Source organism: Rhizobium sp. RHZ01 (genome assembly GCF_014851595.1).
Taxonomy (GTDB): domain Bacteria; phylum Pseudomonadota; class Alphaproteobacteria; order Rhizobiales; family Rhizobiaceae; genus Rhizobium; species Rhizobium altiplani.
In genome coordinates this window covers 1-25,554 of the sequence record NZ_JACUZZ010000001.1, presented here as the reverse complement: position 1 = coordinate 25,554, position 25,554 = coordinate 1, and the positions used below count along the sequence as shown (strand labels likewise).

Genomic DNA, 25,554 nt, shown 5'->3' with positions numbered 1-25,554 from the left:
AGTGAGTGCGTCAAAATCAAGAGGTTGAGCTTCGATCGAAGAATGCATTGATCTTGTCTACGATCTTGATGCTTGCGAGCCCATCGCCATACGGCGACCGGCCGATGATCATTTGCCTGTAGCGCGTTTCATTTGTCAGAAGCTCGATTACACAATCAAAGATTGCTGCCTCGGAGCTTCCAACAAGGAGGGAGCCTCCGAGTTCGACAATCTCGGGCCTTTCCGTCTCCTCGCGCAATACGAGGACGGGCTTCAAGAGCGCTGGCGCTTCTTCCTGTAGCCCACCCGAGTCGGTCAAGACCAAATCGCAGCGTCTCAAATAACTGACTAGCTTCGGATATGGCAGCGGATCAAGCAGGGATACGTTCTCCAACTCCAGGAGACGTTCACCCACCACTTTGCGAACGTTCGGATTGGGATGCACGGGAAATACGAAATGGATGTCCCTGCGAGCGAGCGCGATCCGACGAATTGCATTGCAAATGCGCTCAAGAGGAGCGCCGAAGTTTTCGCGCCGATGGGCAGTGACAAGGACAAGCTTGGATCCGGCATCCTCTCTGATCTCAAGAGGGGGCAGTTTGTTGGTCGTAAAATTAAGGGCGTCAATAACCGTATTGCCCACCACAAAGATCTTATCGTCCGATATTCCCTCGGAAAGCAAATTACTGGCCGCATTGTTTGTCGGGGCAAAGTGCAACGAGGCGAGCTTTCCGACCATGACCCGGTTCATTTCCTCCGGAAACGGGAAGTTCATATCGAAGGTTCGCAAGCCAGCTTCTATGTGAAAAAATGGGATTTTCCGGTGAAAAGCTGCAAGGGCCGATGCGAAAACTGTTGTGGTATCACCTTGGCCGACGACACCATCGAAATGATTACTGGAAAGAAATCTCTCTAATTCGATCAGGAGCGTGCCTGTAAGCCCATTAAGCCCCTGATTAATGGTCATAACATCTAAGTTTACATCGATATCGAGATCAAACCAATCCGTTAGAGGCGCAATGAGATCGCGGTGCTGTCCTGTGCACACGACTTGGACATCAAATGCGTCAGCATGGCTCTTAAGCGCACGAATGACTGGCGCCATTTTGATAACTTCTGGCCGCGTGCCAAATACGCAAGCTATTCGTAGCTTTGTCATTGCAGGCCCTGAACTCGCCAAGAAATCAAGCGTTTCAGAAGTTTTGACGTGTTTGCGGAGACGTCCATCTTGGATGCTGAGAGTTTGTTGTCGTAGGCAAGTCGTAATGGAATTTCGCGAAAGCGCGCCCCAGCATACTTGCATTTAAGGAGCAACTCCACCATGCAAGCAAACCCTCGTTCCTTGAGTAACGGAGCGGTGTATGCGCGAAGCGTTTTGTCGGCAATGCTGTATGTATATGCGCGGTATCCGCATGTGTAGTCGCGCACATGACGTGCGGGGTGGACGATCTTGTACAGCAACGCAGCCCCAATACTAAGAAGCACTCTGTGCATTGGGACACCGGAGATGGTTGAGCCACGCCGGTATCGCGAGGCGATCACGATATCTGTCCGCGGATAGCGTATGAATGTCGAAAGCATCTCGGTGATCTGGGCCGGATCATGCGTGTCGTCGCAATCCATGACGACCAGGATATCGTCAGGGCTGCCGACGCGAACAAACTCACTTATCAAAGCGTTCATTCCCTCACCTAGGCCCCTGTTGACGATGCCGTCTAGGTAAATAATCTCCAGACGATCATTCCACGACAGCACGTTCTCCTTTGTCCGGTCCTGGCATCCATCGTCGTAAAAAACTATGGCCAGAGATGTTCCGGTCATGTTCTGATACTTGTGGATGCGTTGGAACAAAGGTTCGATCGATGCTTCCTCGTTGTATGCGGGTAGCCCTAGATAGATTTTTGCCATGCCGCCATGTCTTTCCTGATCATGCAGATCTTCGCGTCTAATGAACTTTTTGTCTTGCAGGGCTTTCATCTCACTGATTATCGGCGGCGGGATTACCGAGAGCCTGCCCGGAGTTGTTGTCATGCGGAAGGCTGGTCGGACTTTGTTCAATGGCGGGATTTACAGCTGATTTGACGCTAACGCCATATGGGTGCCCGTAATTCTTTGTGCTTTATCTCAAGCGACCTGTCGCGGTGCAGAGGTCAGAAAGGGCGGTCGCCAGTCCATCCCGGAGCTGAACCCGATCGCTGGATCCAGGCATGGCGAATGGATCAGGTTCCAAATGATGGAGGATAAGCCGCCCGGGCTGGTATTCGGGCGGTTCAGGTGATCGTCGTCTTTTCATTGTTCCCGATGTCGACTGACGCGGAATCCATGCGGACCTGATATCCCCAGGCCGCGAGCGCGCTGTTACGAACGACCTTTCGCCTTCATAGCCCGGTTAGAGGCGTTCCGGACGTCCTTCGGAGCATTTCCTTCAGGTCGACACGCCGAGCGACGTTTATCGCAGAGAACAGATTTCGGGGAGCGCACAATGTGCCGGCAAGGTTGAAATGTCCGCCGGTTTGCAAAGTAGAAATGTCACCTTGGGCGGGTCTTCAGCCATTTAGAAATGCGACACTCACCATGTCCACTTGCACTGAGGCAAGCCCCCGACCGGACCGGCTGGGCCAGGTTGCAAGGGAAGGGAGGGGGCGGGTGAGACGCACCCCTTCGGCTTTAGCTTTGACAGTCGGACCAGTCAGTCATTCCGCCGCATCGAGATCAGAGAGCGCTTGTCGCCGTCGGGCAATGACGGCGGGATCGTTCATAAAATCCGTCTTCCGCCCCGGCTTGCCGCCGCGAGGCGTGTAGCCGATCTTCTCGCTGTTGGTCTTCACCTTCGGCGTTGGTCGCTGATCCTGACGCTCCTTGATATAGGCTAGGAGTTCACCCAGCCGCTTGTTCTCGGTAATCGCCGCATGCGTCACCCGCTGATCCTTGTCGAACACCGAGTAGGGCAGGCAATAGCCTTTCCAACGCACATCCAGCCGACCGTCCGCATAGGCATAGGTCTCGACATAGCGACCGACCAAACCACGCGTCACCTCTGTCTCCTCCAGCATGATCCGCTCGCGCTCGAACGAGAACGTCAGCTGCGCACCGACATAGCGCTGCTCACGCTTGCAGAGGATCTCCGTCAACCGATCCGGCGCCAGATTCATCGGTCGATGCAGGTCGTCTGGGCGGGCAGGGATGATCGCAAATCGCGTATTGTAGTCCTCCACGAAGTCCGGCAAGAACGCATTGCCGGCCTCCATGGTGTCGATGCCAGAAAGCCGCAGTTCTTTGACCAACCGATCCTGCAGCGTCCGGTTCATCCGCTCGACACGGCCCTTGGCCTGGCTCGAATTTGCGCAAAGAATCTCGATGTTTAGCTCGCACAGCGCACGCCCGAACTGGGTCATCCCCTGGCCACCCTTGGCGTCCTTTTTAGGGACCCGGAACACCGTATGCTTGTCGGAATAAAAGGCGATCGGAGCACCGTGATCCTTCAGGTAAAGCTCGAGCGCCTCGAAATAGCTGAAGGTGCTCTCCGAACGCACGAAGCGCAACTGCATCAGCTTGCCGGTCGCATCATCGACAAACACCAGCAGCGAGCAAGCCGGCCCGCGGTCCTCGAACCAGCGATGCTCGGAACCGTCGATCTGCACCAGCTCGCCATAGGCCTCGCGCCGCAATCGTGGCTGATGAAACGTCCGCCGCTGCTTGCGCGACAACCACAGTCCAGCATCGACCATCCAGCCGCGCACCGTCTCGCGCGACACACGCAAGCCATCACGCTCGGCCAGCTTCTCCGTCGCCAAGGTCGGCCCGAAATCCGCATAGCGCTCGCCAACCAGCGTTACCGCATAATCGCGAACGCCGTCGCTGATCCGGTTGTTCGACGGTCGGCCAATCGCCTTGTGCCGGATCGACGCCGCGCCGTCCGTGCACATCCGTTGCAGAAGCCGACGGACCTGGCGGGTGCTCAGATCAAGCACATGCGCCGCCGACACCATGGTCATCCGGCCGGCGATCACCTTCGATAAAATCTCGATCCGCTGCAGATCACGCTCGCTCATCGCAATCAATCCCATCTGCAATCTCCGCCGTCATCAAAACCGGGGAGAGAGTGACATTTCTACTTTGCAGAAACAGGACATTCTAACTTTGCGGCTACACACAACTATTGCTTAAAATGCTTTATGCAATTATGTGAGCGGCGTCACCCATCTCGCCAACATGTTTGGCTCAAACCGCCTGTGCGCAGATGGTTTCGTGGTATTCGTAGCTACGCTGGCCGGCAACGCCACCGATGCGGTCTTGAAATTGTGGTTGCTAGCGGGTCCATATTGGAAGTGATCGATACAAAGCCAAAGCAAGACGCTGTTGGAGCCGGCGAGGTCGCGAGGCCTCTGTGGACCATCCTCGCAATTGCAATCTGCCTGCTGGTGCTGCGCCGGTTGGTGCACCAGTCTTTCTTCTTGGACGGAGCGATTTACGCCAGCATTGCGCGCAATCTCTCGGAGGGTATCGGCTCTCCCTGGAAATTGCAGTTTTCCCAGACCATGTTTTCGGTTTTCTCTGAGCATCCGCCGCTCATGATGTGGCTGGAAGCGATCGGTTTCAGGCTCTTCGGCGATACGATAGCCGTCGAGAAGGGATTCACGTTTCTCACCCTTGTTGCCAGCGGGTTTATCCTGTTGAAAATCTGGCAGAGCCTGCACGCCAACGATCCTGAACTTCGTGCCGGCGGCCCTGTGGCTCTTGCCATGGCGCTGGTCGCGGGACGTGTCAGTTGGGCTTTCAGCAACGGGATGCTTGAAAACCTGCTGATCGTTTTCACATCGCTGGCCATTTATGGTGTGGTCGGCGCTTACGGCAAAGCCGGTGCCCGAACATCCGTGTCACGGACGTTGGTCATGATCGTATCAGGACTGCTGGTCGCCCTGGCACTGCTCACCAAAGGTCCCGTCGGCCTTTTTCCGGTCGCCACGCCTGCCATTTACTGGATCGTATTCCGCCGTCCCGGAATTTGGTCGGTCGTCGTTGATAGCTTTGTGATGGTGGCAACGGTCGCCGCAGTCTTTGTTGTGCTCTGGCAGTTTGAAGGCGCACGAGACGCAATCACGCGCTACCTGTCCATTCAGCTTTTTCCCAGCCTGACCGGTCAGCGCGGTATTAGTCGCGGCCATTGGAGTGCTGTGCGGACGTTCTTTCGCGTCAACGCCTATCCCGCCGTCATAACGCTGATCATCTTACTCTGTGATAAACGGTGGGGACAGGCGCCGGTGTTGACACGGGACGTCAAACTATCTCGATTGCGGATCGCCACCTTTCTGGCACTTGTCGGCTTTTCGGCCTCGCTACCGTTACTCGTCAGTCCGCTCATCTCCAGCTTCTACTTCAATCCTTCGCTGGCTTACTTTGCATCCGCATTTGCGGTCGCCTGTGTACCCGCGATCATGCGGGCGCTCAGAGGATCGGCGGCGAGGATTCGGCATATAATGTCGTTAGGGCTGCTCGCACTGCTTGCGCTCAGCGTAGTACTTGTCGCCTTCAATTTCGGTCGACCCGGTCACGATGCTGCAACGATCGCCGACGCGTCAAAGATTGCAGCTCAGGTTTGCTCCTCACCGAACGCATGCGAGGATAAGGTCGCCGTTTGCGGTGCCGCGGCTCGGGATTGGGTGCTCTACACATATCTTCAGCGCACTTACAAAATCAGCCTCACCCCGATCGATGCTCGCACGGGCGGCTACCTGATTGTCGATGACAGCTGCGCCGCTGACATCGCCAGTTACAGGGATACCGATCTATCCTTACTCAACTATAGATTGATGAAAAAATTGCCGATGTGACGTTTCGGCGGCCCATGGGGTTATGAAGAGTTCCGCGAGGCTCTTGCGGACGTCAACCATGAGCGGCATCATGAATTGCTCGAATGGTGGGGAAGTGCCGACTACGATCCCAGCGACGTCAACGCCGCTGATCTCCGTAAAAACGTCGAGGCTCTAGCCGCAAAGTGGAAGCGCCGATCGCGCAAAAAAACCTGACCCTGCGGCCCTCGGCGAATGCTTACGCCGTGTTAGCAGAATTAAGGATCCAAATTCGTCACAACGATTCACGGCAACGGGGCCCTCAAGCCCACCTTTCGGAGACGGAAATCGGTGGTGATTTCCATCGAATACGCGGTACAACCGAGTCCGGGCGGCCTGGCGCAAAGCCGATGTAAGAAGCAGGCAGTGACCATGCGATTCTAGATATGCCGTACTGCCTTCACGGAAGCCAGCACATGCTCCATCACCTGGACCGCCTTCAGAAAGGACATGCTACCACAAGTCGGGCAATTGCAGGGCGCTGTGTACACCCGCTCTTCAGTTGGCGGGCCATCCGGCAGAGGTCTGCGTTTCGGCTCGTTGGGAGCATCATCCAAATCTGGCAGCAGGCCTTTTCCGGAACGAGCATCAGCCTCGGCGCGGGACGCTATCGCCTAGATGACCGCGGCCCTGATCTCATCTCAATGAGGATAGTGCTCAGCATGAGCCGCCAACCTGCCACTCTGAATTTTGCTTCTTTCAGACGCAGGGACAACTTTGGGCGTTCAAAAGATACCTCTTGCAAACTGAAGCTAGCAAACTAGAAAGGACCTCAAGAAACGGACAGGTGCGTTATGAAAGTCGAGATTTTGCCGCTGGCCGGTGTGGCCAAGATCGTTCCAACAAGGCTGGGCGATCATCGCGGATATTTTTCGGAAGTGTTCAAGGATAGCTGGTTCCGCGAGAATGTCGCGGATGTAGCGTTCGTGCAGGAGAACGAATCCTTTTCAGCGACGGTCGGCACGGTGCGCGGCCTGCATTTCCAACTTGATCCGTTTGCCCAGGGGAAGCTGGTTCGCTGCATCGCCGGCCGCATTTTCGACGTCGCTGTCGACATCCGCCTGGGATCGCCGACCTATGGCCAATGGTATGGGTGCGAGCTTTCGATGGAGAACGGCGAACAACTGTGGATCCCGACAGGCTTTGCCCACGGTTTCGTGACGCTCGTTCCGGACTGCGTCATTTCCTACAAGGTGACGGCTCCTTACAGCGCTGTCAGCGACCGCGGTCTTTTCTGGAACGATCCGGAGATCGGTATCGTATGGCCTGTGCCGGTCGACAATGTGGTCTTGTCAGACAAGGATAAGGTACAACCAAGGCTGGCGGATCTGCCGCCGTCTTTCAAATACTGATAGGCACCAAAACGGATGACGAGCGGAGAAAACTCATGCGTATTCTCGTAACCGGCGGAGCGGGCTTTATCGGTTCGGCGCTCGTCAGGCATCTGGTGAAGAAGGTCGGCGCCGAAGTGCTCAACGTCGACAAGCTTACCTATGCCGGCAATCTTGCTTCACTCAAGGAAATCGAAGGCGCGTCGAACTATCGGTTCTTGAAGGCCGACATTTGCGATCTTCCAAAGATGTCGGAGGCGATGAATGGGTTCCAGCCGGACCGGATCATGCATCTTGCCGCCGAGAGCCATGTCGATCGCTCGATCAGTGGTGCCGGCGACTTCGTGCAGACCAATGTCATAGGCACGTTCACCCTGCTGGAAGCGGCACGACGTTATTGGAACGCGCTCGCCGCTGATCGCAAGGAGGCATTCCGCTTTCTGCATGTTTCGACCGACGAGGTCTACGGATCGCTCGGCGACGAGGGACTGTTCGAGGAGGCTACGGCCTACGATCCGTCATCGCCCTATTCGGCTTCGAAGGCAGCGAGCGACCACCTGGCGATTGCGTGGCATCGTACCTACGGTCTGCCTGTAGTCGTGTCGAACTGCTCGAACAATTACGGACCTTACCACTTCCCGGAAAAACTGATCCCGCTGATTATCCTCAACGCCATGGATGGCAAGCCGCTGCCGGTCTACGGCCAGGGTGTCAACATTCGCGACTGGCTCTACGTCGAGGATCATGCCCGCGCGCTCGACCTGATTGCGTCGCGCGGCCGTCCCGGTGAAAAGTACAATGTCGGCGGCCGTAACGAGCGCCGCAACATCGACGTCGTCACCCGGATCTGCGGGCTGATGGACGAATTGCGCCCACAGGCAAAGGCGCATGCCGATCTGATCACCTTTGTCACCGACCGGCCCGGCCATGATGCGCGCTACGCCATCGACGCCACAAAGCTGGAAACGGAACTGGGGTGGAAGGCACAGGAAAACTTTGACACCGGCATCGAGCGGACGGTGCGCTGGTACCTGGAGAACGAGTGGTGGTGGCAGCCGTTGCGGCAGGGCGTCTACTCCGGTGAGCGTCTTGGTGTCTTGAACAGGGGCTGAGCCATGCGCATTGCCGTGACGGGAAAACAGGGCCAGGTCGTCTCGGCCCTTCTGGAGCGCGGTCCCGTGGCCGGTGTCGAGATCGTTGCCGTAGGCCGTCCGGAACTCGATCTTGTCGACCGGGCGTCGATCCGCGCAGTCCTTTCGCAGATCAAGCCGGACGTGATCGTCTCCGCTGCCGCCTATACGGCGGTCGACAAGGCAGAAAGCGAAGAGGCGTTGGCCTTCGTCGTCAATGCGGAAGGACCAACGGCAATAGCGGAAGTGGCAAACGAGCTCGGGGTTCCGATCGTGCACCTGTCGACCGATTATGTATTTTCCGGCGATAAGCCGGGTCTCTATGTCGAGACGGATGCGACTGGGCCGGTGTCGGTCTATGGTCGCTCGAAACTGGCCGGCGAGGAAGGCGTTGCAACTGCCAATCCCAACCATGTTATTTTGCGAACCGCTTGGGTCTATTCGCCTTTTGGCGCCAACTTCGTGAAGACAATGCTGCGCTTGGCGGAGACTCGCGATGCGCTCAACGTGGTAGCTGACCAGCGCGGCACGCCGACCAGCGCGCTTGACATCGCTGATGCAGTAATTGCGCTAGCAAAGCGCCTCTGTGCCGATTCAGACCAGAAGCTACGTGGCGTCTTCCATCTGACCGGAAGCGGCGAGGCGACTTGGGCCGATTTTGCCGAAGCGATCTTCGCTTGGCTGCAGGTTAAGCGCGGCAAGGTCGTGTCGGTCCGCCGCATTACGACAGCGGATTATCCGACACCAGCGGCACGCCCGGCCAACTCGCGGCTTTCGAACGACAAATTGAAGCAGGCCTACGGGATCGTCCTCCCAGATTGGAGGGTATCAGCCAGGGTTGTGCTAGACCGCCTGCTCTAGAAACAGGGTTTTCCAACTCTTCTTAGGCGGGTGGAGTGGCGCTTGCACGGGGATGACAACGGGAGGGCTACAGGAATGGACGACCGAGCTCGGCGCATCTTGATGGAAATCGATGTCGATAACCAGGTTGGTTTGGAGATTGGCCCTCTAGATAAGCCGTTAGTTAAACGAGAATCCGGGCGGCAAATTTTTTACGCGGACTACTCTCACAGAGATGCTCTAGTTCAAGCGTCGATCGGAGATCCAAACGTAAATACATCTCTTATACCAACGATAGACTACATACTCGCGCTGATGCCTGAATATAAAGACAGATCATTCGACTATATCGTAGCCTCCCATGTGGGCGAGCACGTACCCGACTTTATAGGCTGGACCAAGACTCTGTTAGCGTTGCCGGATAAGCGTTACACCTTTGATTGCTACCGGACAGAAAGTACAGCTGGCGATATGATTGAAGCGCACTTAGAGCGGCGCTCCCGGCCGCCGGTATCATCCATCTATGATGGCTTCAGCAAAGCTGTACATGCAGATGCATGGTATCTCTGGGAGGGTGTCGAGCCCCCTGCACCCTTCGAAATAATGTTCACCAAGAGGCAAGCCTTTTCGCTTGCCGAAAATGCGCTGCGCACGGGCGTTTACCGGGATTGCCACTGCTGGGTTTTTACCGCGGACCGTTTCCGGGAGATTTTGGATGAAGTGGCGAGCCTTGGCCTCATCGAATATGAGTGGGTGGGCTTTACTCCACCGACAAAATACATGATCGAGTTCTACGTTATGCTTGGGCGCGCTAGTGGTAGTTATAATGCGTGATCGAAGCCCCTTGAGTCTGTTTGAGGAAGGCAACCAGGTCGGAGATAATGGAACATTCGCCACGCCGATCCACTCTGCTGCTGCTGTCATGGCCTTCCGACAGCTTCAGCACCCTGGGCGTTCGGCGTCGAGCACCGACTGCACACCTATTGGAATAGGTGTTGTCCAGATTCGCGCGAATGTCAAACTCGCTTTGTCTCGGAACGAATATTGGGCCCGATATGCTTGCAGCTAATCAAGGGACATTAAAGGATGAATGATCGTTCGATTGGGGCCACACAACAAACTGATGCAAATCATTTCATTGGGCGCTATCTAGTCTCTATTTGCATAGTCGTCTTTCTCGCGTTTTCATTCGCTCGCACTCCGTCGATTTTCATATCACCAAGATTTTGGGCAGAGGAAGGCGTGCTCTATTTTCAGCAGATACAGCACCTCGGCTGGTTGAATTCCTTGACATTCACGGCCAATAGTAACTTTCAATTCCTTATCAATATCCTTGTCACTATTTCCACGTCGGTTCCATTATCGCTCGCGCCGTCTGTAACAACCTATGGCGGTATTGTTTTGGCTTGCGCCCTTCCGTACGCCATCGGCAGGGCCGCGAAGGACAATGGGACCGATCCAATTTTAGCGATCGTGGCCTCCGCGCTTGTCGCTTCGGTCGGCATGTCATTTGAGATATTCGGGTCTGCAACCAATATTCAATGGTACGGGGGGGCTGCGCTTTTCTTCGCCGTGTTTTGGCGTTTCGAAAATTCTCGCCCGTCTGTCGGTTTGATCACATTCGCCCTACTGTACGGGTGGAGCGGCATACCAGCCGCGATGTTGTTCCCAGCTTTCCTGGTGATGGCGTTCGCTAGGTCGTCTCGAGCTCATTTCGCCATTGCAGCAATTCTTATAGTTGGTACTGCGATACAGATCGGCGCAATGCTAAGCGCGCCAATCGTGAGTAGGGATTTCGATCGAAGCTTTACGATTCTCGTCTTGCCTACAGTATTTCAAAGCATTTTAGGATTGTGGTTGACGCCTACTCTGACGTCAGCGATGGGCGGCGCGTCGTTGTCAATCGTGGACAAGCTATCACTCGTCGCGGTCTCCGCTATGATACTAGCTTTCCCAATTAAGGAAGCTGCGAACGCCCGGATCCTCACTCTTTTTACTGTGGTGGTAGGGCTTTGCGCCAGTATGACGCAAACGCTGGGAGCAGGTGGAAATGCTGCCGAACTGTTGAAGCCGGTGACGGGGGGGCGATACTATTTCATCTCAACGTGCGCGATCATTGCGGCATTTATGTTCGCTTCCAAATCATCACCGCGCGTTATGCGGATACCTCTTATCGCCGCGCTGGGTATCAATGTTGCTGTTTGGTACAGTAATGACTGGAGTGGTTTCACAAGCGGATCATCATGGAGGCAGGAGGTTGATGGTTGTTTAGAGAGCACGTGCAAACTGCAGATCTGGCCGGGATGGCTGTATGTAACCGCCGACAACAAGATGTGACTGATCCTCAAGTAGGATTTACGTGAGAGTTTGGGTCTTCAGAGTTGCCGGCCGATCGCTGTACAGATATTCCGATAGACGTCTTGCACCTGCTCGATAACGACTGCTTCAGTAAAGCCTTCAACCACGCGCTGGCGAGCTTTGGCACCTGCTGCGATAATGCTCGGCTTGTCGATCGCCAGAGCACAAATCCGCTCCGCTAGCGCCGCCGCATCGTCCACGGGAACCAACCACCCTTCGCAGCTGCCGCGGACGAAGTCCCGGCAGCCTGGAACGTTCGTCGTGAGAATTGGCCGGCCGCAAGCCGCAGCCTCCAGAATGGTTCGGGGCAGGCCTTCTCCGCCGCGCGTCGGCATGCAGCAAAGATCATGCTCCGCCCAAACTTCACGCACGTCGCTAGACGATCCGCGCCATTCGATGCCCGGAAGATCCGACCACGCTCGTAACGTCTGGATAGATAGAGATCGCGGATTGGAAGGGTCGGGAAGACCAAAAAGTGAGAGACTGACATCATGCCCTCTTTCTCTGGCCATCGATACCGCAGTTACCGCCAAATCGGCACCCTTTGACCATACCATACGACCGACCATTGCGAGCTTCAGGCGGTTCCCCGCTGGCGGCGGAAGCGGCCGATAATAGCTTGGATCCACACCGGCACCGCCCAGCACGGTGACGCCGGTATCGGCTGAGTCCAGCCCGAACGTGTGCGGGTCGGTGGCGTTCTCGAACAGAAACTGATTTTTGCCATAGCGGCGAATGAAGCGAAATAGACTCCTGAGGACGAATCGCCCTAAGGCCGCAGTGGCACTGTTATCAGCGGCCAGCAGGCCTCCTCCGGTAACGGCGAGGATTCTGCCCTCGACACCAGCTAGCGACGCCGCGAGGCTGCCGGTGACCACGGAGCGGAGAGCGATGCAGTGGATTAGGTCGATCTTCTCGCGTCTTAGTACCTGCGCAATCTGGCGGATCGACGAACCGATCGACAGCAAGCCCAGATGTCCTCGCTCTATGTCGAGAGGCACGACGCGAGCGCCTAGGTCTTCGATGATGTGCGCGTGCTTGCCGACGCGCGTAATGACGACCACATCCAGGCCTAGTGCTTTCGCGGCGCGCAGCATGGGCAGAAAATGCGATACGAAAAACCAGTCCTCCGTTATGATAAATGCGATGCGAATCCGGGATTGGAGGTTCATCATCGGCGTCCGATACTTCGACGCAGTAGCCGTACTGTGTTCTTCGGCAGTTTCGCGTAGATGGCATGCGCACATTTGAGGAGGGCAGGGTGACGCCGCCAGAACTCCGCCAGGGGCAGCGTGTATGGATTGTTTTGTGTTAACCCACTACTTATCAATTCTGTAAGGGCAAGCTGCGACAAGCGCGTGTGATCCGACCCTAAAATCGATTCTGCGTTCTCGATGCCGGCCGTGATGAGTCCTTCTTGCTCCGCGATGAATGCAAAGAGGCGCTCGAGTGCATGCGCAGCGGTGCCGTCAAGTTGACCACCCTCCCGCACAAAAAGATCGGCAAAGTCAACTGAAGTAACTTTCTGCATCGCGGAGCGACGAAACCAGAACATCGATCCAGAAGGGAATCGACTATCCAACAGCCTCGACAAGTCATCGGCATTGCCCATCCTCCGCAGAGTCTGCAACATGATCCTTTCGTTGATCGAAGTTCGTCCACGAAGAGGCAAAAGATGCGCTTCGGGGGCCACTAAACCTATGCGAGGCTCGGAGATAAGTAGCTTATAACCAAGCAACTGGTCGTGCCGTCCTACCCGCAGCAGTGAGCCACTAAGGAAGCGTCGCCAGTCCTCTCCATCATTCCGATGCTGCGATTTTTTGGTATGCAATTTTAGGCCGATTTCCCATGGGCACAACGATTGGCAATTCAATGCGGTCAGGAACGGCAGAATGTCGCGGCCTCTGTTTTCTACCTCCAACTCGATGGCGAATTTGAGATAGTGGTTCTTGGGCTTCACTATTTGACAGAGCGAGGCTGGTCGTGTGATGACCAAGCCAAACGGCTGCCTCACGATAGTATCCAGCTCATTGGCCATTTCTTCCCAGATTTCCGGGTAGAAGACATGAGCAAAAATGATGAAATCGGCCTTGTGGTCGTGATGCATCTAATCAACTTGCCCGCTAAATAGGCGCATGCTCCGTTCGGAATGTAAATTCTGCCCTACGGCTAATCGAGACCAGCCGCAATAGTGATCGCTCAGGCTTTTCATAAGTTCTGAACAGAGACAACGTTTATTCTTACACGACGACGCGCGCTTTGCCTGGTGAAACTGCAGCGGAGGAGTTTAATGTCTGTACGCTTGGGTTCTGCGCGTCGAGTACAGAACTGTTCCACGGTTGTTGCAGTGGCCGGTTCGGTGCAGGGCTGTCAAGCGATGCTCTCTACCGCAGGTCTTAAGACAATCAATTCAATTGCTCGGGATTATGTCAGCTCAGTAGCCCGTCGGGTCGATGCATAAAGGCGGCCACTTCGCGCATTGTCACCTTCCAGTCTGAATGTGATTCATGTATATGTGCGGCCCCGCGCTGGCGAATATGCTCATATGCATCATAGTTTTCAAGTGCATCAGCCAGCGTCTCTGCGAGACAGGAAGCAGTCGGTTCGGACAAAAGGCAATTTTCACCGTCTCGAAGAAACCACGTGTTCGCCTCGTTTCGATTGGACACAACAAGTGTGCCGCACCCCATCATCTCGAAGGGAAGGTATGAGGGATGCGGTGTCATCATCATAGCTAAACCTACATGGCAACTACGATAAAGATCACCCGTCTGCTGATAGGGCAGCATGCCGATGGTTGTGACTACATCCGTCAATCCGTAGTCGGCTGGATCCCAAGCCGCGCCGGCGCATAGGATCTCCACGCGATCTCCCATCCGGCGCTTCAATAACTTGAACGCGGCCACGGCCAGTTCAAAACAATTCCGTGGTGTGCCGGGCCGCGCATAGTAGAAAAGGCGCCGCGGACCTGCAGATTCCAAATTGCCGGCCGGATAGAATATTGAGGTATCAACGCTAGGCGATAACGTCACCGCCTTGCCGCCGTATTTCTGTTCGTAAATATCGCGGACCGACTGGGTATTCGCTATACCATGAAAGCCGAAACGATAACTCAACTCGGCTTGCGCGTATGTACTCCCAGCGGGATAGAAAAGCGGCTCATAGTCCTGAATCATGTAAAATTTGTAGCCCGTGTTTGTAACGTTCAGCAACACATAAGCGGTAGTCCACAATGTCGCCACCGAATAATCAGCGGCGGGTATCCGCTGAATTGCCGAGGCTGAAGCCAAGGAACGGACTTCCGCACCACGTAGCACGGGGAATGCTTCAGAAATCTGTTTGGAAATAGCCTTTACATCACACTCGCCGCAGATCAAAAAGCGTTGAGCCACGCAATCAGACTCTTGCAAATGAGCTGCCAACCTCAGGATGGTCATTATCCCGCCGTAGAAAGCGTTGTCGAATACCGGCAAATACCAATTGCAGGATCTATTCCGGATTTCAGGATCGACGCGTTCGGGATGCTGCTGTGGCCGAGCTAGCGAAGTCCGGTCGCAATCGATCCATTGTGCGAGCGCAATAGCATCGTGAGCGTAACCACCCCATATGCCGGACGTGGCCGGGACCGATGACAGTGGGACTAGTCCTAATCGCCGCAGCGCCTTTTTCGCAATCCGCTTAATGTTCATTTCAGCTATCTATGCCAAGGTTAGCGGCTGGACAGAGCCAAAAGCCGGATGGAAAAAGGGGTCGGAACGAAACGATTCATGCCAATCGCATGTTACTTCATCCGGCAAGCTATCCAGATAGACGCGCGCATACGGCGTCACCAGGCCTCGCCGAGTGCTCGAGACAGCGCCGGCGCAACAGCCGGCGACAGCATCTGCCAATGAGCGACCTATGTAATTGCTGAATAGACATGCATCACGCTTAAAGGCAACGGCGGTTGACGCGACCGAAGACACGTTGCGATACCAAAGGGGTCCGCCGAGTGGCCCCCAATGCCGCAGCGGCATCCCCCGGAAGAGCGGCTGTGTGCGCAGGTCGTCGCCTGCCACCCTCCCTGCCTCAATTACCGTGTCATCCTGAAGCATTACCAGGGCCGATGCAAAGGCAATCTCTGGATGGAGGAGCGTCCAACCGACAAGCTCACGCAAGGAGTGACGCCCCAAACGCTTGACCTTGGCATCTAGAAGCATAACCACCGGCGCCTCACCAGCGCGAGCCGCTTGATCAACAGCCTCGGTCAGGGCAGTTTCACCGTCAGCCACTATTTTATGCACTTGAATGCCACCCGGCAGCCAGTCGGGGATGATGCTTAAATCAAAATCCGAGGAAGCTATAAGAGACACCGAAGCCAGCAACCCGTCAGCCTCCTCAAGAACCGCGTTAAGAATCTCTACAGCTGCCAGAGGAGATTTTCCCCCGTGTAATACCAAATCAACACAGGGATGTGTGCCAAACTGCCAAACCAATCGGAAGCCACTTTCCGGACTTGGCAAAACGCTTGCAGGAAGGCCCAAGCGTTGTATACGTGTCTCGATCGCCCGGAGTTGGCCTAAAGCAGCGTAAGGTTTTGCGCCGATTCCCGTAGACGTTGACCCAGCAATAGTTCTCCAATGGTAGTGAATACCAGAAACATGCTCAATTCGACGGCTCTTTTCAGTAACTCGTAGGAATAAATCCCAATCCTGAGCTCCATCGGTCTCGGGTTGCCAGCCGCCTACCTCCTGAACCAAGGTTCTGCGCATAACGTTTAGGTGCGTCAAGTAGTTAACTGAGTAAAGCATCTCCGGGCTCCACTGTGGCTTGAACAGCGGATTTCTACGGATCGTCCCCGAAGCATTAATACTGTCTTTGTCGGAGTATAAAAAGTCAGCATCGGGCCGCAGCTTAATTCGAGATGCCATATCGTGCAAAGCCCACGGTGTAAGTTCGTCATCGTGGTCGAGCAATGCAACGTACTCACCACATGCCATCTCAAGCGCAGCGTTTGAATTGCGGGAGATGCCGCCATTCTCGGCAAGTTTATGAATTTTAATGCGCGAGTCGACCGCGGCTAGACGTTGGAGCAGCTCCCAATTTCCCTCATTCGCGAGGTCAGCGTATGCTATGCAGGCCTCCCAGTTCTGCCAGGTCTGACGCTGCAACGAGGTAATGGTGGCCGCCAGCACCCCAGAGGGAATTTTATAAACAGGCAGAATAATACTAAATAACGGCGCGAGTGCATTGTACTCCGGCGACGCGCTACGTTGCTTTTCTAGAGAGTTTGCGCTTGGTTCGTTGAGCCGAATCCATTGCGCGTATTCTGCCGGATGCGCCGCCGCATTGCTTCCTACAACAGCACCCGCCGTTGGCTCGTCGTTTTCTAGTGCCCCTCGAGATGGGACGACAGCTCGAAAAAGACCGTAGCGATATATGCGTTCTGCAAGCCTTAGGCTGCTGCGCAACATGCGACGCCGGATGGAACTCAGAGGAAACAGTCTTGCGGCTGCCCGCTCCATTAGGCGCGCGAGGCGTACCGCCGGACTACTCTGTGCAGCTATCAGGGCGGCGAGCTGCGCGTCGCGGCCTTGAACCACAGTGTTCAACTGTTCCAACGCGTCCTCAGCCAGGTCGCTTATATGTTGTTCCAATGTTGACACTTTGGAGGATTGTGCCGCTAGGTGTCCTTCCAACTCAATTAAACGCTCGGATAGGTTTGCATGATTGCTCAGATCTACGGCCGCAGAATTGGACCAGATATTATTCGTTTGATCCAGTGCAAGGCTCCGAGTGCCATTGTAAAGCTTGGCGCCGTTCGAAACCTCCTCAATCTCGCCTACAATGAGCCTGGGTCCGAGTTGGTTCTCAGCTTCTACGCGCTTGCGGATCACGCACATCGAATTGATAAACTCGACCGAATGTACATGAGAAAGCGATGTGGGATCGAATCGGCTTCCATATTGAGTGGCGAATGCCGCAAGGTATGCCGATCGATCTACTGCTACGCCCCAATGCTCGTGGTTGACGAGGTCAGCCACCCGTTTAAAGAAACCGATTGAAGAATAGGGATTTGCTAATCCGCCCTCAAATTCCTGCCAGTAGCTACAATGCAGGTCTTCGGTGATGAATATACCGCCATCAGCGACCAGCGGAAAGTAGCGTGCAAAAGCGTCAACGATGTGATCGGAACGGTGCGAACCGTCTTCGATAATAATGTCGTAGCTGGTTGAACGCGCCTCAATTTCTTGTTGGGCTCGGTCAGTGCTAGCATCTGCGACGACCACGGCAATACGAGGATCGTCATAAGCGAGCCCCTTGCAAAGTGGATTAATGTCGCATCCGACCAATAGGCTGGCGTGGGGGAAATACTTTCCCCAAATCTCAAGAGATCCGCCGTTTTGAATGCCTATTTCGAGTAGCCGGATCGGCCTTTCGCGATACGGCAGCAAGAGTCGCTCGTAGTGACTAAGATAAGACGCCCATCGATCGGTCACTTTACCCTTATGGGCACGGTACATACTCACCAGCTCGTTCATTCACAAACTTTCATAACTACGTCTTCAAACGGCACACCAACAAGGCCCCAACGGACTTTACTTGACGAGACTCTAACTACCAGCGCGTCATGCAACAGGTGGTGTTGAATGTTGTTGTGGAGCTCGCCCTGGGCGACGGACGCCAATACTACGTAGTCGCCATTGGGAAGCATCGGAAGGCGGAAAGTAAAATCCGCCGCAAAAGTCTCGCCAGCGGCTACCGGCACTGAAGTTAAATCTGTAAACGCCAAAGTATTTTCCCCAAAAAGGGCTTGGCCAAGGCGATCATTGAATACAAACCCAAGAATTGGACGGTCGAGCGCCTGATATGCGCGCGCGCGGACCGTAATTACGACAAGCTCACCGCCTTCAAATACCCGCTCTCCCTTTGCCGAGAGGTTCGAAATCTCGACAGAAAGGACCTCCGCTCGGCCGCTTTCAAAGCCAAGTGCATCCGACAAATTGTTTTCAATAGTGTACTTGGCTGAATAATCGAGGATAGGACCTTTCCTATCGTGATCTGGGCTCGCGTCGGGTACGATATCCTCGTCTGCGCTTTGAGCAGTGGTTCTCGCTATCGTCCTTAGCTCAGTCTCATCTCCGTACACGCTCTGCAGTGTTTGTTGAAGGTACGCATGCGATACTGCCTTTGCTTTTCCAACAAGTTTAACCTCACCATGGTCCAGCCAAATCGCTTGGCGACACAGATTGGACACTGCCGACATGTCGTGGCTAACAAACAACAGCGTTCCCTGCTGTTGAAAGGCACGGATAAAGCGCATGCATCTTTGAGTAAAGACCGCATCACCAACAGCTAGCGCTTCGTCGACAACTAGAATATCGGCATCAACGTGCGCGATGACCGCAAAGGCCAGCCTTACGAACATTCCGCTTGAGTACGTCTTAACCGGTTGATCAAGGTGTTCGCCGATATCTGCGAACGCCGCTATGCGGTCGAAACGATCATCGACTGCCGATCGACCAATGCCATAGAGGGCAGCTGCAAGGTATACGTTCTCGCGCCCTGTAAACTCTGGATTGAACCCGGCTCCCAACTCAAGAAGCGCAGCGATGCGTCCCTTGGTAAGGAGACTACCGGTTGACGGATTTAACGTACCACAGATGAGTTGAAGTAACGTAGATTTTCCGGAGCCATTGCGCCCAACAATTCCCAATGTTTCCCCGGGTTCTATTTCGAATGAAACATCTCGTAGGGCCCAGAATTCGGAGAAGTATTGCTTCCTGCCGCGCGCAAGCATTTGCAATAGGCGATCACCCGGTTTTTTGTAGATTTGGTAAAATTTGCCCAAGTTTTCTACTTTGATCGCGAACTCAGATGACATCTGCGAAGCCTTTACGCGTCTTCTGAAACCAGGCAAAGCCCAGCCACGCCACGACAATTGAGATCAACAAATTTGGAACTACCAAGTTTATATCGAGGCCACGCCCCCAATAGAGGACATCTCGCGCTTGTTCGACAGCCGGCGTAATCGGGTTTAAGTATAGAAACGGCCTATATTTTTCCGGAATTGCAGTTATGGGGTAAAAGATTGGCGATAGGAACATAGTAACAGTCGTCAGTAGGCCAATTATTTGAGAAACATCGCGCAAATAAACACCGAGCGAGGATAGGAACCAGCTAAGTCCGGTGACGTAAAGCACTAGAGGGAGGAGTGCTAGTGGAATTAGTACAACCGAAGAATGAGGAAATCCAAAGAAGAGGAGATAGGCTAGCAGCCACACAAATAACGAAATAGCCCAGTGAAACATCGCAGATAGTACGGCGACCCAGGGCAGGATTTCTAGCGGAAACAGCACTTTTTTTACATAGTTAGCGTTTGCAAGAACCAAACCCGGCGCCCTATTGAAGCACTCCGCGAAAAGATTGAACATTAGAAGGCCGGCAAATAGGACAAGTGCGAATTCAGTCTTTGAATCGCTCTCCACATTCCACCGTGCCTTGAAGATGACGCTGAACACAATCGTGTAGACAGCCAACATGAAAACCGGATTGAAGAAGGACCAAAGGATCCCAAGGACAGACCCACGATAACGACCAACTACTTCACGCCAAACGAGAGTTCTTATCAAACCTCGATTGCGCCAGAAACTAGCTGTCATCTCGATAGGGGAAATAGAAAACCGCTTCATTTAGATAAAGATCTCGGCTTCGGCAAGCGATCTGGCGAGAGCCTGCTTGCGGAGCTCATAAGGCACTGAAACCGCGAGCCCAGTAATCAGGCGCGGATCAATCCTGTGGATGGTTTGCTGCTGCTTCAGAGGGACCTTCCTAGACTCATTTGTACAGATCAAAAGACCTTTTCCTTCAGCAGACCAAGTAGATATTGACCGTAGCCACTCTTCGCGAGTGGCGTAGCGAGTTGTTCAACTTGGTCTGCGGTAATCCAGCCATTTCTAAAAGCTATCTCTTCAGGGCAGGCAACCTTAAGGCCCTGACGCTTCTCAAGTGTTGAGATAAACTGCCCAGCTTCGAGAAGGCTGTCATGTGTACCCGTGTCAAGCCAAGCGTAACCCCGCCCCATTATCTCAATATTGAGTTGAGATTCTGCCAAATACGCGCGATTGAGATCCGTTATCTCTAGTTCGCCGCGCGACGACGGCTTAAGCGATTTTGCAAGATCAACTACATGATTATCGTAAAAGTATAATCCGGTAACCGCGTAATGAGATTTCGGACGCTGTGGTTTTTCCTCTAGACTTAGGACTTTGCCCTCCATGTCGAATTCTGCGACGCCGTATCGTTCGGGGTCGTGGACGTGATACGCAAACACCGTTGCACCGAATGGGCGATCGTTAGCGCGGTCGAGCAGATGGTGAAAGTCATGGCCGTAGAAAATATTGTCGCCGAGAACAAGGCTAGAGGTATCGTTCCCGATGAAGCGCTCCCCTATTATAAATGCCTGCGCGAGTCCATCTGGTTGCGGTTGTATTGCATATTGGAGGGAAAGGCCCCACTGACTACCGTCGCCCAGTAGTTGCTGAAATCGCGGCGTATCCTGAGGCGTGCTGATAAGCAGGATATCACGCATGCCCCCCAGCATAAGCGTGGTCAAGGGGTAGTAGACCATCGGCTTGTCATACACGGGCAGTAACTGCTTGCTCAGCGCCAGTGTTGCTGGATGTAGCCGCGTGCCAGAGCCGCCTGCCAGAATAATACCCTTACGTTTAGCCATGAGAAATATCCAATTCTTCATCGAGCATATGCGCCAAACCTACTTCCCTCCTGGCACTCCAGGATCGAACGATCGGTCGCCAGGTTATCGCCTGGCGCCTACATCGTCGCTCGCAGGGGAAGAAGCGCGCAGATATTGGTCATTCTATGATCGCCCCAATGAACGTGTGCGTGCGATAGGGAAGGCACTCGTCACCCCTTAAGTGGTTTGCGTCAGTCGCAGCATAACTCTAACGAGATCGCAGAACAGCTAATGCTCGCATGACGGACTGCTTTTCGTTCGCCCAGAAACATTAAACGCTGAAGTGCGTCAAGTGCGCGAGGCGAAGTTAACACGAAAAAGAAATTGCGTGCGCCTCGACGTGGCGTCGCTTAGTGGAAGCGCATGTAAATCGGCACGTCTCACTGACGGTGAGCGCGACGAACAGCCCACTGCTTTCGGCGTTGACGGGATCGCAATAGCACTTTCTTTCAGAACTTCTGCTTTGCCCGCTTCGGCATAAAGTAGGTTCGGATATTGACGAGTGCTTCGGCGACGGCAGTAGCATCCTGGCGGGTCGCTTTCCGTTTTGTCTCGCCGAGCTTGCGGATGGGCGCGATGATATCGCCAGTCCCGGCATGACCTCGAAGAACCGGCTGCCAAAGCCTCGGCGCGTATCCTGTTCCCAACAAAAAGCAGAGGTCCCAATCGAACGGATCAAAGGTCTGATCATCGATCCTGGTGAACCTGGGCCGGTGGTCTTTCGGTGTTTCGGAAAGGCTCGCCGAGATGCGATTATACTCCGCAACGATCGTCTGCACGGCCCGATGTTCGGTTGTCTCCATCGGCAGGTTGAGGGCATCCGGACCGGTCAGTTCCGGTATCCATTTGCGTGGGTCGATGAACTTCGGGCCGATGATGAGAGCCGTAAGATAACCATCGAGACCGCTCATTGACCAGATTGGCGATGCTGGACGACGTGCCCTGATAAACGCCTCGAACGCCTGATCATCAAGCTTCGGTCGTGCGGTCGTCTCTTGGCTGTTCTGCGTCATGCCGCCCGTCGCTCCTGCTCTGTCCTTGCCTCGCGCTCAGCCTTCCAGTTCCAAGGCAGGAGACTTTCCATCTCGCGGGCTTTCACTTTGCCCGCGATGATGCGTTCCAGCACATCGGCAAGCCAGACCTCGGGATCCACGCCGTTAAGCTTTGCCGTGTTGACGAGCGATGCGAGGACCGCGAAGGTCTTGCCACCGCGCTCGTTGCCCACGAACAACGAATTCTTCCTCGTCAGGGCCACCGATTTCATCGAGCGCTCGACGACATTGGAGTCCACTTCGATCCGGCCATCCTCCAGGAAGGCTGCCAGTCCGCTCCAGTGGTTGAGCGTGTAGGTGACGGCCTTGCCAAGCGCCGATTTCGCCGACACCTCGTCGCTCAATTCGGTGAGTGAGATGGACGTTCAGTTCTCTCATGACCGGAGCTGCCTCGCGACGCCTCACGACGAGCCGGGTATCGTCAATTTCGCCGCGCAGTCTCGCTTCGATCCGATAGATCTCGGCAATCCTGGCAAGGATTGACAGAGCCTCCGAAGAGCCGGTGAGCTTGACGACATCGACGAACTTGCGCCGGGCATGGGCAAGGCAGAAGGCCAGTCGCATGGGCATGACATTACTCTTCCCCCGGCGCTTGGCCATAGTCTTATAGGCCTGATACCCGTCGACCTGCAGCACGCCGGCAAAGGACGCCAATTGCCCCTCAATCTCGCGCGCGCTACGGCTTTCGGCAAAGATATAAGCAACCGCCGGCGGCGCTGGACCATTCCATGGGCGATCGTCGATCGCTTGCGCCCATAACTGGCAGACCTTGGTGCGTTTGCGCCCTGGATCAAGCCGCGGAAGCGGCGTCTCGTCACAGAACACCCTCGGCTGCAAGCGGATGAAGGCGAGTAGCTGGTCATAGAGAAGTTCTAGCCACCAGGCGACCCGCGTCACCCAGGCGCCGAGCGTGCCGCGATCGATGATCACGCCGCAGGAGGTCAGCATCTGCGCCTGGCGATGGAGCGGCAAATGCCGGGCAAACTTCGAAACAGCGACATGCGCGGCAAACGCCGTGGTCACCATGCCACCGTCCATCACGCGTGCCGGCGCGGGCGCCTGCACAACAACGCTTTCGCAGGCCCGGCATGCATAGCGCGGCCGGATCGTCCGCTTCACCCGGACAACCGCCGGCACGATGTCGAGCGCCTCGCTGACATCCGTGCCGATGCAATGAAGTTCGAATGAGCAGCAGGGGCAGAGCTTGTTCTCCGGTTCGATGATCTCGTCATAACGCGGAAGGTGTTTGGGCAAACGGCCGATATTGCGGGCTGGCGATCGCCGTGCCTGCGTTTTGTCCTCGGCGACAGGCGCGACATCGTCATTGGCAGCAACGGGAATCTCATTGAGATCGCCAAAATCGAGCACCACCTGCGTCGGGTGGAGCACCGTCATCTTCTCCGATTTCGGGCCAAAGAGTTGGCCCTCAAGGAAGGCAACGCGCGCTTTGAGATCGGCATTCTCTTCGTCGAGCGAGAGAATGATCCGGGTCAATTGCGCAGCATCCTGGGGCAAGGGATCGGGTCGAAGCGGCATGACAGACCCTACCATATGAGCCTGAATCTTCAAGCAAAACCAATGGGATCAGCCTGCTTTTGAGGGTTTCCTCACCGCGTTTCGTTTGACGCGCGTCCAGTCAATGCCGGCCAGCAAAAGCGAGAACTCTTGGGCACTCATCTGCATCGCGCCATCACGGATCGGCGGCCAAACGAACTTGCCCGCCTCCAGCCATTTCGTTGCCAGTATCATGCCTGATCCGTCCCAGTAAATGCAGCGAAGTCGATCCAGACGCTTGGCGCGGAATACGAACACGTCGCCACAATAGGGATCGGCCGCAAGCGCTGACGCCACCAAAGCCACCAGGCCATTCATGCCGCGCCGGAAGTCGACAGGTTGCGTCGCAACCATGATCTTCACGCCATTTGGCGAAACTCCGATCACCGGCGCCCTCGCAACGCCGCCACCATCGCTTGTGCCAGCTCAGGCGCTACCGGGCCGATAACCGTCATGCGCGCGCCAGCAATCTCGATCTCAATCCGACCTGCGGCAAAGTGGGTGACATCCGACGGCGAGCTTCCGGGAGGCGTTCGATCGCCAAACCACCGTCTCGGGCACGAACATCGCCGGCTGCGCGCAGGTCTTGGCAGAGCGACGAGGCGTCAGTCCAGCTTCCCGACGCCAGACGTTCAGCAACCCGCGATTGACGCCCCAGCGCCGGGCAACGGCCGAGATGTTCACATCAGGCTCCGCGCTTTCCGCAAGGATCCGCGCCTTCTCCTCGTCAGTCCAAATCCGCCGCTGCCGCCGACCGGTGATCACCTCGATCCGACGATACTTTCCCTCATGCCTGGCTTCATGCATGCCTTCATCCATGACTTCAAGCATGGCATCAGCGCGATCTCCAACCATTCCATTCCGCTCCTATCGATGAAGGAGCTTATCTCGCGGCCTCATTCACAAAAGAAAAGGTGGGTTGTTCGTCGCGCTCACATCCATCGCCAGAGCATATCACGACAAAAAACGGAAAAACGGAACTCCTGCCCGAATGCTTACTATCTCGCGGCCTCATTCACAAAAGAAAGTAAGCGTCCGGCGAAGGCATTTTCGCTTGGTCGAGAGGCCGATATTATAGGCCGCGTTTCATCTCGTCTGCCATAACGCGTTCGACCACATCCGGATCGCATTGTTCATCGACGAGAAACTGGCGGATTCCACCATCCCATGTCCGTATGTCGGCGAGGAGATTTTGGAGCTCGTCCACGCCGTTCTCGGTCAGGCCCTTTGTGCCGTATTCGCTGCCGTCGCGGATATAAAGCAATTCGCCTTCGCTGATATTATCCGAGTTGGCGGTCACCTCTTCGATCAACTCGAGGTTCTCGCCTATCATCTCAGCGACCTCTTTGAGGGTATAGATGATCCTTGAGCGTGCCATCACGCAGCCTCGTACCGGTCTTTTGCCGGAGTCCACTGCCACGGGAGCAGTTCATCAAGTCGATCCTTCGGATGGCTCGGGATCCTGGTCAGGACGTCTGTCAGATAGGTCTCTGGATTGTGGCCATGGAGTTTAGCTGTCTCGATGATGGTCAGGATATTGGCGATGCGCTCGCCGCCCTTGTCTGACCCAGCAAAGAGCCAATTTTTTCTTCCAATTCCAATCTTCCGGACATTCTGCCCATATCGGGGAAGAAGTCGAGATCCATTACCGCTGGCATGCATTTTATGGTCGGCAGGTGCGACGCTACTACGGCGAGCGGCGCAGCGGATCGGAAGTCGTCGTTG

20 protein-coding genes and 4 pseudogenes are annotated in these 25,554 nt (G+C 55.1%); 7 read left to right on the top strand and 17 right to left on the bottom strand.

Annotated elements, in window-relative coordinates; genetic code table 11:
• Positions 1-16: 16 nt before the first annotated feature.
• The 3 genes from wecB to IB248_RS00110 form a co-directional block, all read right to left on the bottom strand.
• Positions 17-1,138, bottom strand: coding sequence for a UDP-N-acetylglucosamine 2-epimerase (non-hydrolyzing) (gene wecB, locus IB248_RS00120; protein ID WP_192239930.1), 1,122 nt, complete (start codon positions 1,136-1,138; stop codon positions 17-19).
• Positions 1,135-1,956 carry a glycosyltransferase gene (locus IB248_RS00115; protein ID WP_210332911.1) on the bottom strand — a complete coding sequence of 274 codons (822 nt, stop codon included), beginning with the start codon at positions 1,954-1,956 and terminating at the stop codon, positions 1,135-1,137. Before IB248_RS00115 ends, wecB begins: the two co-directional genes overlap by 4 nt.
• A gap of 716 nt (positions 1,957-2,672) precedes the next feature.
• Positions 2,673-4,046 carry an ISNCY family transposase gene (locus IB248_RS00110; protein WP_192239929.1) on the bottom strand — a complete coding sequence of 458 codons (1,374 nt, stop codon included), beginning with the start codon at positions 4,044-4,046 and terminating at the stop codon, positions 2,673-2,675.
• Between the two features lie 108 nt (positions 4,047-4,154).
• Here IB248_RS00110 and IB248_RS00105 point away from each other — a divergent pair, with 108 nt between their 5' ends.
• Both IB248_RS00105 and IB248_RS00100 read left to right on the top strand, forming a co-directional pair.
• Complete coding sequence (locus IB248_RS00105; RefSeq protein WP_192239928.1) at positions 4,155-5,810, top strand: glycosyltransferase family 39 protein; 1,656 nt, start codon at positions 4,155-4,157, stop codon at positions 5,808-5,810.
• 6 nt (positions 5,811-5,816) lie between these two features.
• Positions 5,817-6,005 (top strand): annotated as a pseudogene (locus IB248_RS00100) (plasmid pRiA4b ORF-3 family protein); the annotation flags it as partial.
• Between the two features lie 206 nt (positions 6,006-6,211).
• Here IB248_RS00100 and IB248_RS00095 read toward each other — a convergent pair.
• Positions 6,212-6,436, bottom strand: a pseudogene (locus tag IB248_RS00095) (IS66 family transposase); the annotation flags it as partial.
• 186 nt (positions 6,437-6,622) lie between these two features.
• On the opposite strand from IB248_RS00095, the gene rfbC reads away from it, so the two are divergent.
• The 5 genes from rfbC to IB248_RS00070 all read left to right on the top strand — a co-directional run bounded on the left by rfbC (position 6,623) and on the right by IB248_RS00070 (position 11,466).
• Entirely contained in the window at positions 6,623-7,180 is a 558-nt protein-coding gene (gene rfbC, locus IB248_RS00090) for a dTDP-4-dehydrorhamnose 3,5-epimerase (RefSeq protein WP_192239927.1), read from the top strand.
• A gap of 35 nt (positions 7,181-7,215) precedes the next feature.
• Complete coding sequence (gene rfbB, locus IB248_RS00085) at positions 7,216-8,271, top strand: dTDP-glucose 4,6-dehydratase (protein WP_192239926.1); 1,056 nt, start codon at positions 7,216-7,218, stop codon at positions 8,269-8,271.
• Positions 8,272-8,274: 3 nt separating this feature from the next.
• Positions 8,275-9,150 (top strand): dTDP-4-dehydrorhamnose reductase, encoded by an 876-nt coding sequence (rfbD, locus tag IB248_RS00080; RefSeq protein ID WP_192239925.1) that lies wholly within the window; start codon positions 8,275-8,277, stop codon positions 9,148-9,150.
• Between the two features lie 75 nt (positions 9,151-9,225).
• Entirely contained in the window at positions 9,226-9,963 is a 738-nt protein-coding gene (locus IB248_RS00075) for a hypothetical protein (RefSeq protein WP_192239924.1), read from the top strand.
• A 252-nt stretch (positions 9,964-10,215) separates the two neighbouring features.
• Positions 10,216-11,466 (top strand): hypothetical protein, encoded by a 1,251-nt coding sequence (locus tag IB248_RS00070; protein ID WP_192239923.1) that lies wholly within the window; start codon positions 10,216-10,218, stop codon positions 11,464-11,466.
• 38 nt (positions 11,467-11,504) lie between these two features.
• On the opposite strand, the gene IB248_RS00065 is transcribed toward IB248_RS00070, so the two are convergent.
• From IB248_RS00065 to IB248_RS00005, 13 genes and pseudogenes are all read right to left on the bottom strand, one after another.
• Positions 11,505-12,659, bottom strand: coding sequence for a glycosyltransferase family 4 protein (locus IB248_RS00065; RefSeq protein WP_348648465.1), 1,155 nt, complete (start codon positions 12,657-12,659; stop codon positions 11,505-11,507).
• Positions 12,659-13,594, bottom strand: a complete 936-nt coding sequence (locus tag IB248_RS00060; protein ID WP_192239921.1) for a rhamnan synthesis F family protein — start codon at positions 13,592-13,594, stop codon at positions 12,659-12,661. The genes IB248_RS00065 and IB248_RS00060 overlap by 1 nt, the downstream gene beginning before the upstream one ends.
• Before the next feature lie 322 nt (positions 13,595-13,916).
• A complete protein-coding gene (locus IB248_RS00055) occupies positions 13,917-15,176 on the bottom strand; it encodes a glycosyltransferase family 4 protein (RefSeq protein WP_192239920.1) in 1,260 nt (419 codons plus the stop codon).
• A 9-nt stretch (positions 15,177-15,185) separates the two neighbouring features.
• Positions 15,186-18,008 (bottom strand): glycosyltransferase, encoded by a 2,823-nt coding sequence (locus tag IB248_RS00050; RefSeq protein WP_192239919.1) that lies wholly within the window; start codon positions 18,006-18,008, stop codon positions 15,186-15,188.
• On the bottom strand, positions 18,005-19,351 hold the full coding sequence (locus IB248_RS00045; protein ID WP_192239918.1) for an ABC transporter ATP-binding protein: 1,347 nt from the start codon (positions 19,349-19,351) through the stop codon (positions 18,005-18,007). The genes IB248_RS00050 and IB248_RS00045 overlap by 4 nt, the downstream gene beginning before the upstream one ends.
• Entirely contained in the window at positions 19,341-20,159 is an 819-nt protein-coding gene (locus IB248_RS00040) for an ABC transporter permease (RefSeq protein WP_192239917.1), read from the bottom strand. The genes IB248_RS00045 and IB248_RS00040 overlap by 11 nt, the downstream gene beginning before the upstream one ends.
• Positions 20,160-20,317: 158 nt before the next feature.
• Positions 20,318-21,202, bottom strand: a complete 885-nt coding sequence (gene rfbA, locus IB248_RS00035; RefSeq protein ID WP_192239916.1) for a glucose-1-phosphate thymidylyltransferase RfbA — start codon at positions 21,200-21,202, stop codon at positions 20,318-20,320.
• Positions 21,203-21,672: 470 nt separating this feature from the next.
• Positions 21,673-22,236: a UPF0149 family protein gene (locus IB248_RS00030; RefSeq protein WP_192239915.1), complete on the bottom strand. Its 564-nt coding sequence runs from the start codon at positions 22,234-22,236 to the stop codon at positions 21,673-21,675.
• Positions 22,233-23,811 (bottom strand): annotated as a pseudogene (locus IB248_RS00025) (IS66 family transposase). The gene IB248_RS00030 and the pseudogene IB248_RS00025 overlap by 4 nt, the downstream one beginning before the upstream one ends.
• Before the next feature lie 48 nt (positions 23,812-23,859).
• Positions 23,860-24,216 (bottom strand): IS66 family insertion sequence element accessory protein TnpB, encoded by a 357-nt coding sequence (tnpB, locus tag IB248_RS00020; RefSeq protein ID WP_192239914.1) that lies wholly within the window; start codon positions 24,214-24,216, stop codon positions 23,860-23,862.
• Positions 24,213-24,684, bottom strand: a pseudogene (locus IB248_RS00015) (transposase). Before IB248_RS00015 ends, tnpB begins: the two are co-directional and overlap by 4 nt.
• 217 nt (positions 24,685-24,901) lie before the next feature.
• Positions 24,902-25,207 (bottom strand): hypothetical protein, encoded by a 306-nt coding sequence (locus IB248_RS31460; protein ID WP_246779170.1) that lies wholly within the window; start codon positions 25,205-25,207, stop codon positions 24,902-24,904.
• On the bottom strand, positions 25,207-25,554 hold a 348-nt coding region (locus IB248_RS00005; RefSeq protein WP_246779169.1), incomplete at its 5' end, for a transposase domain-containing protein. The genes IB248_RS31460 and IB248_RS00005, both read right to left, overlap by 1 nt.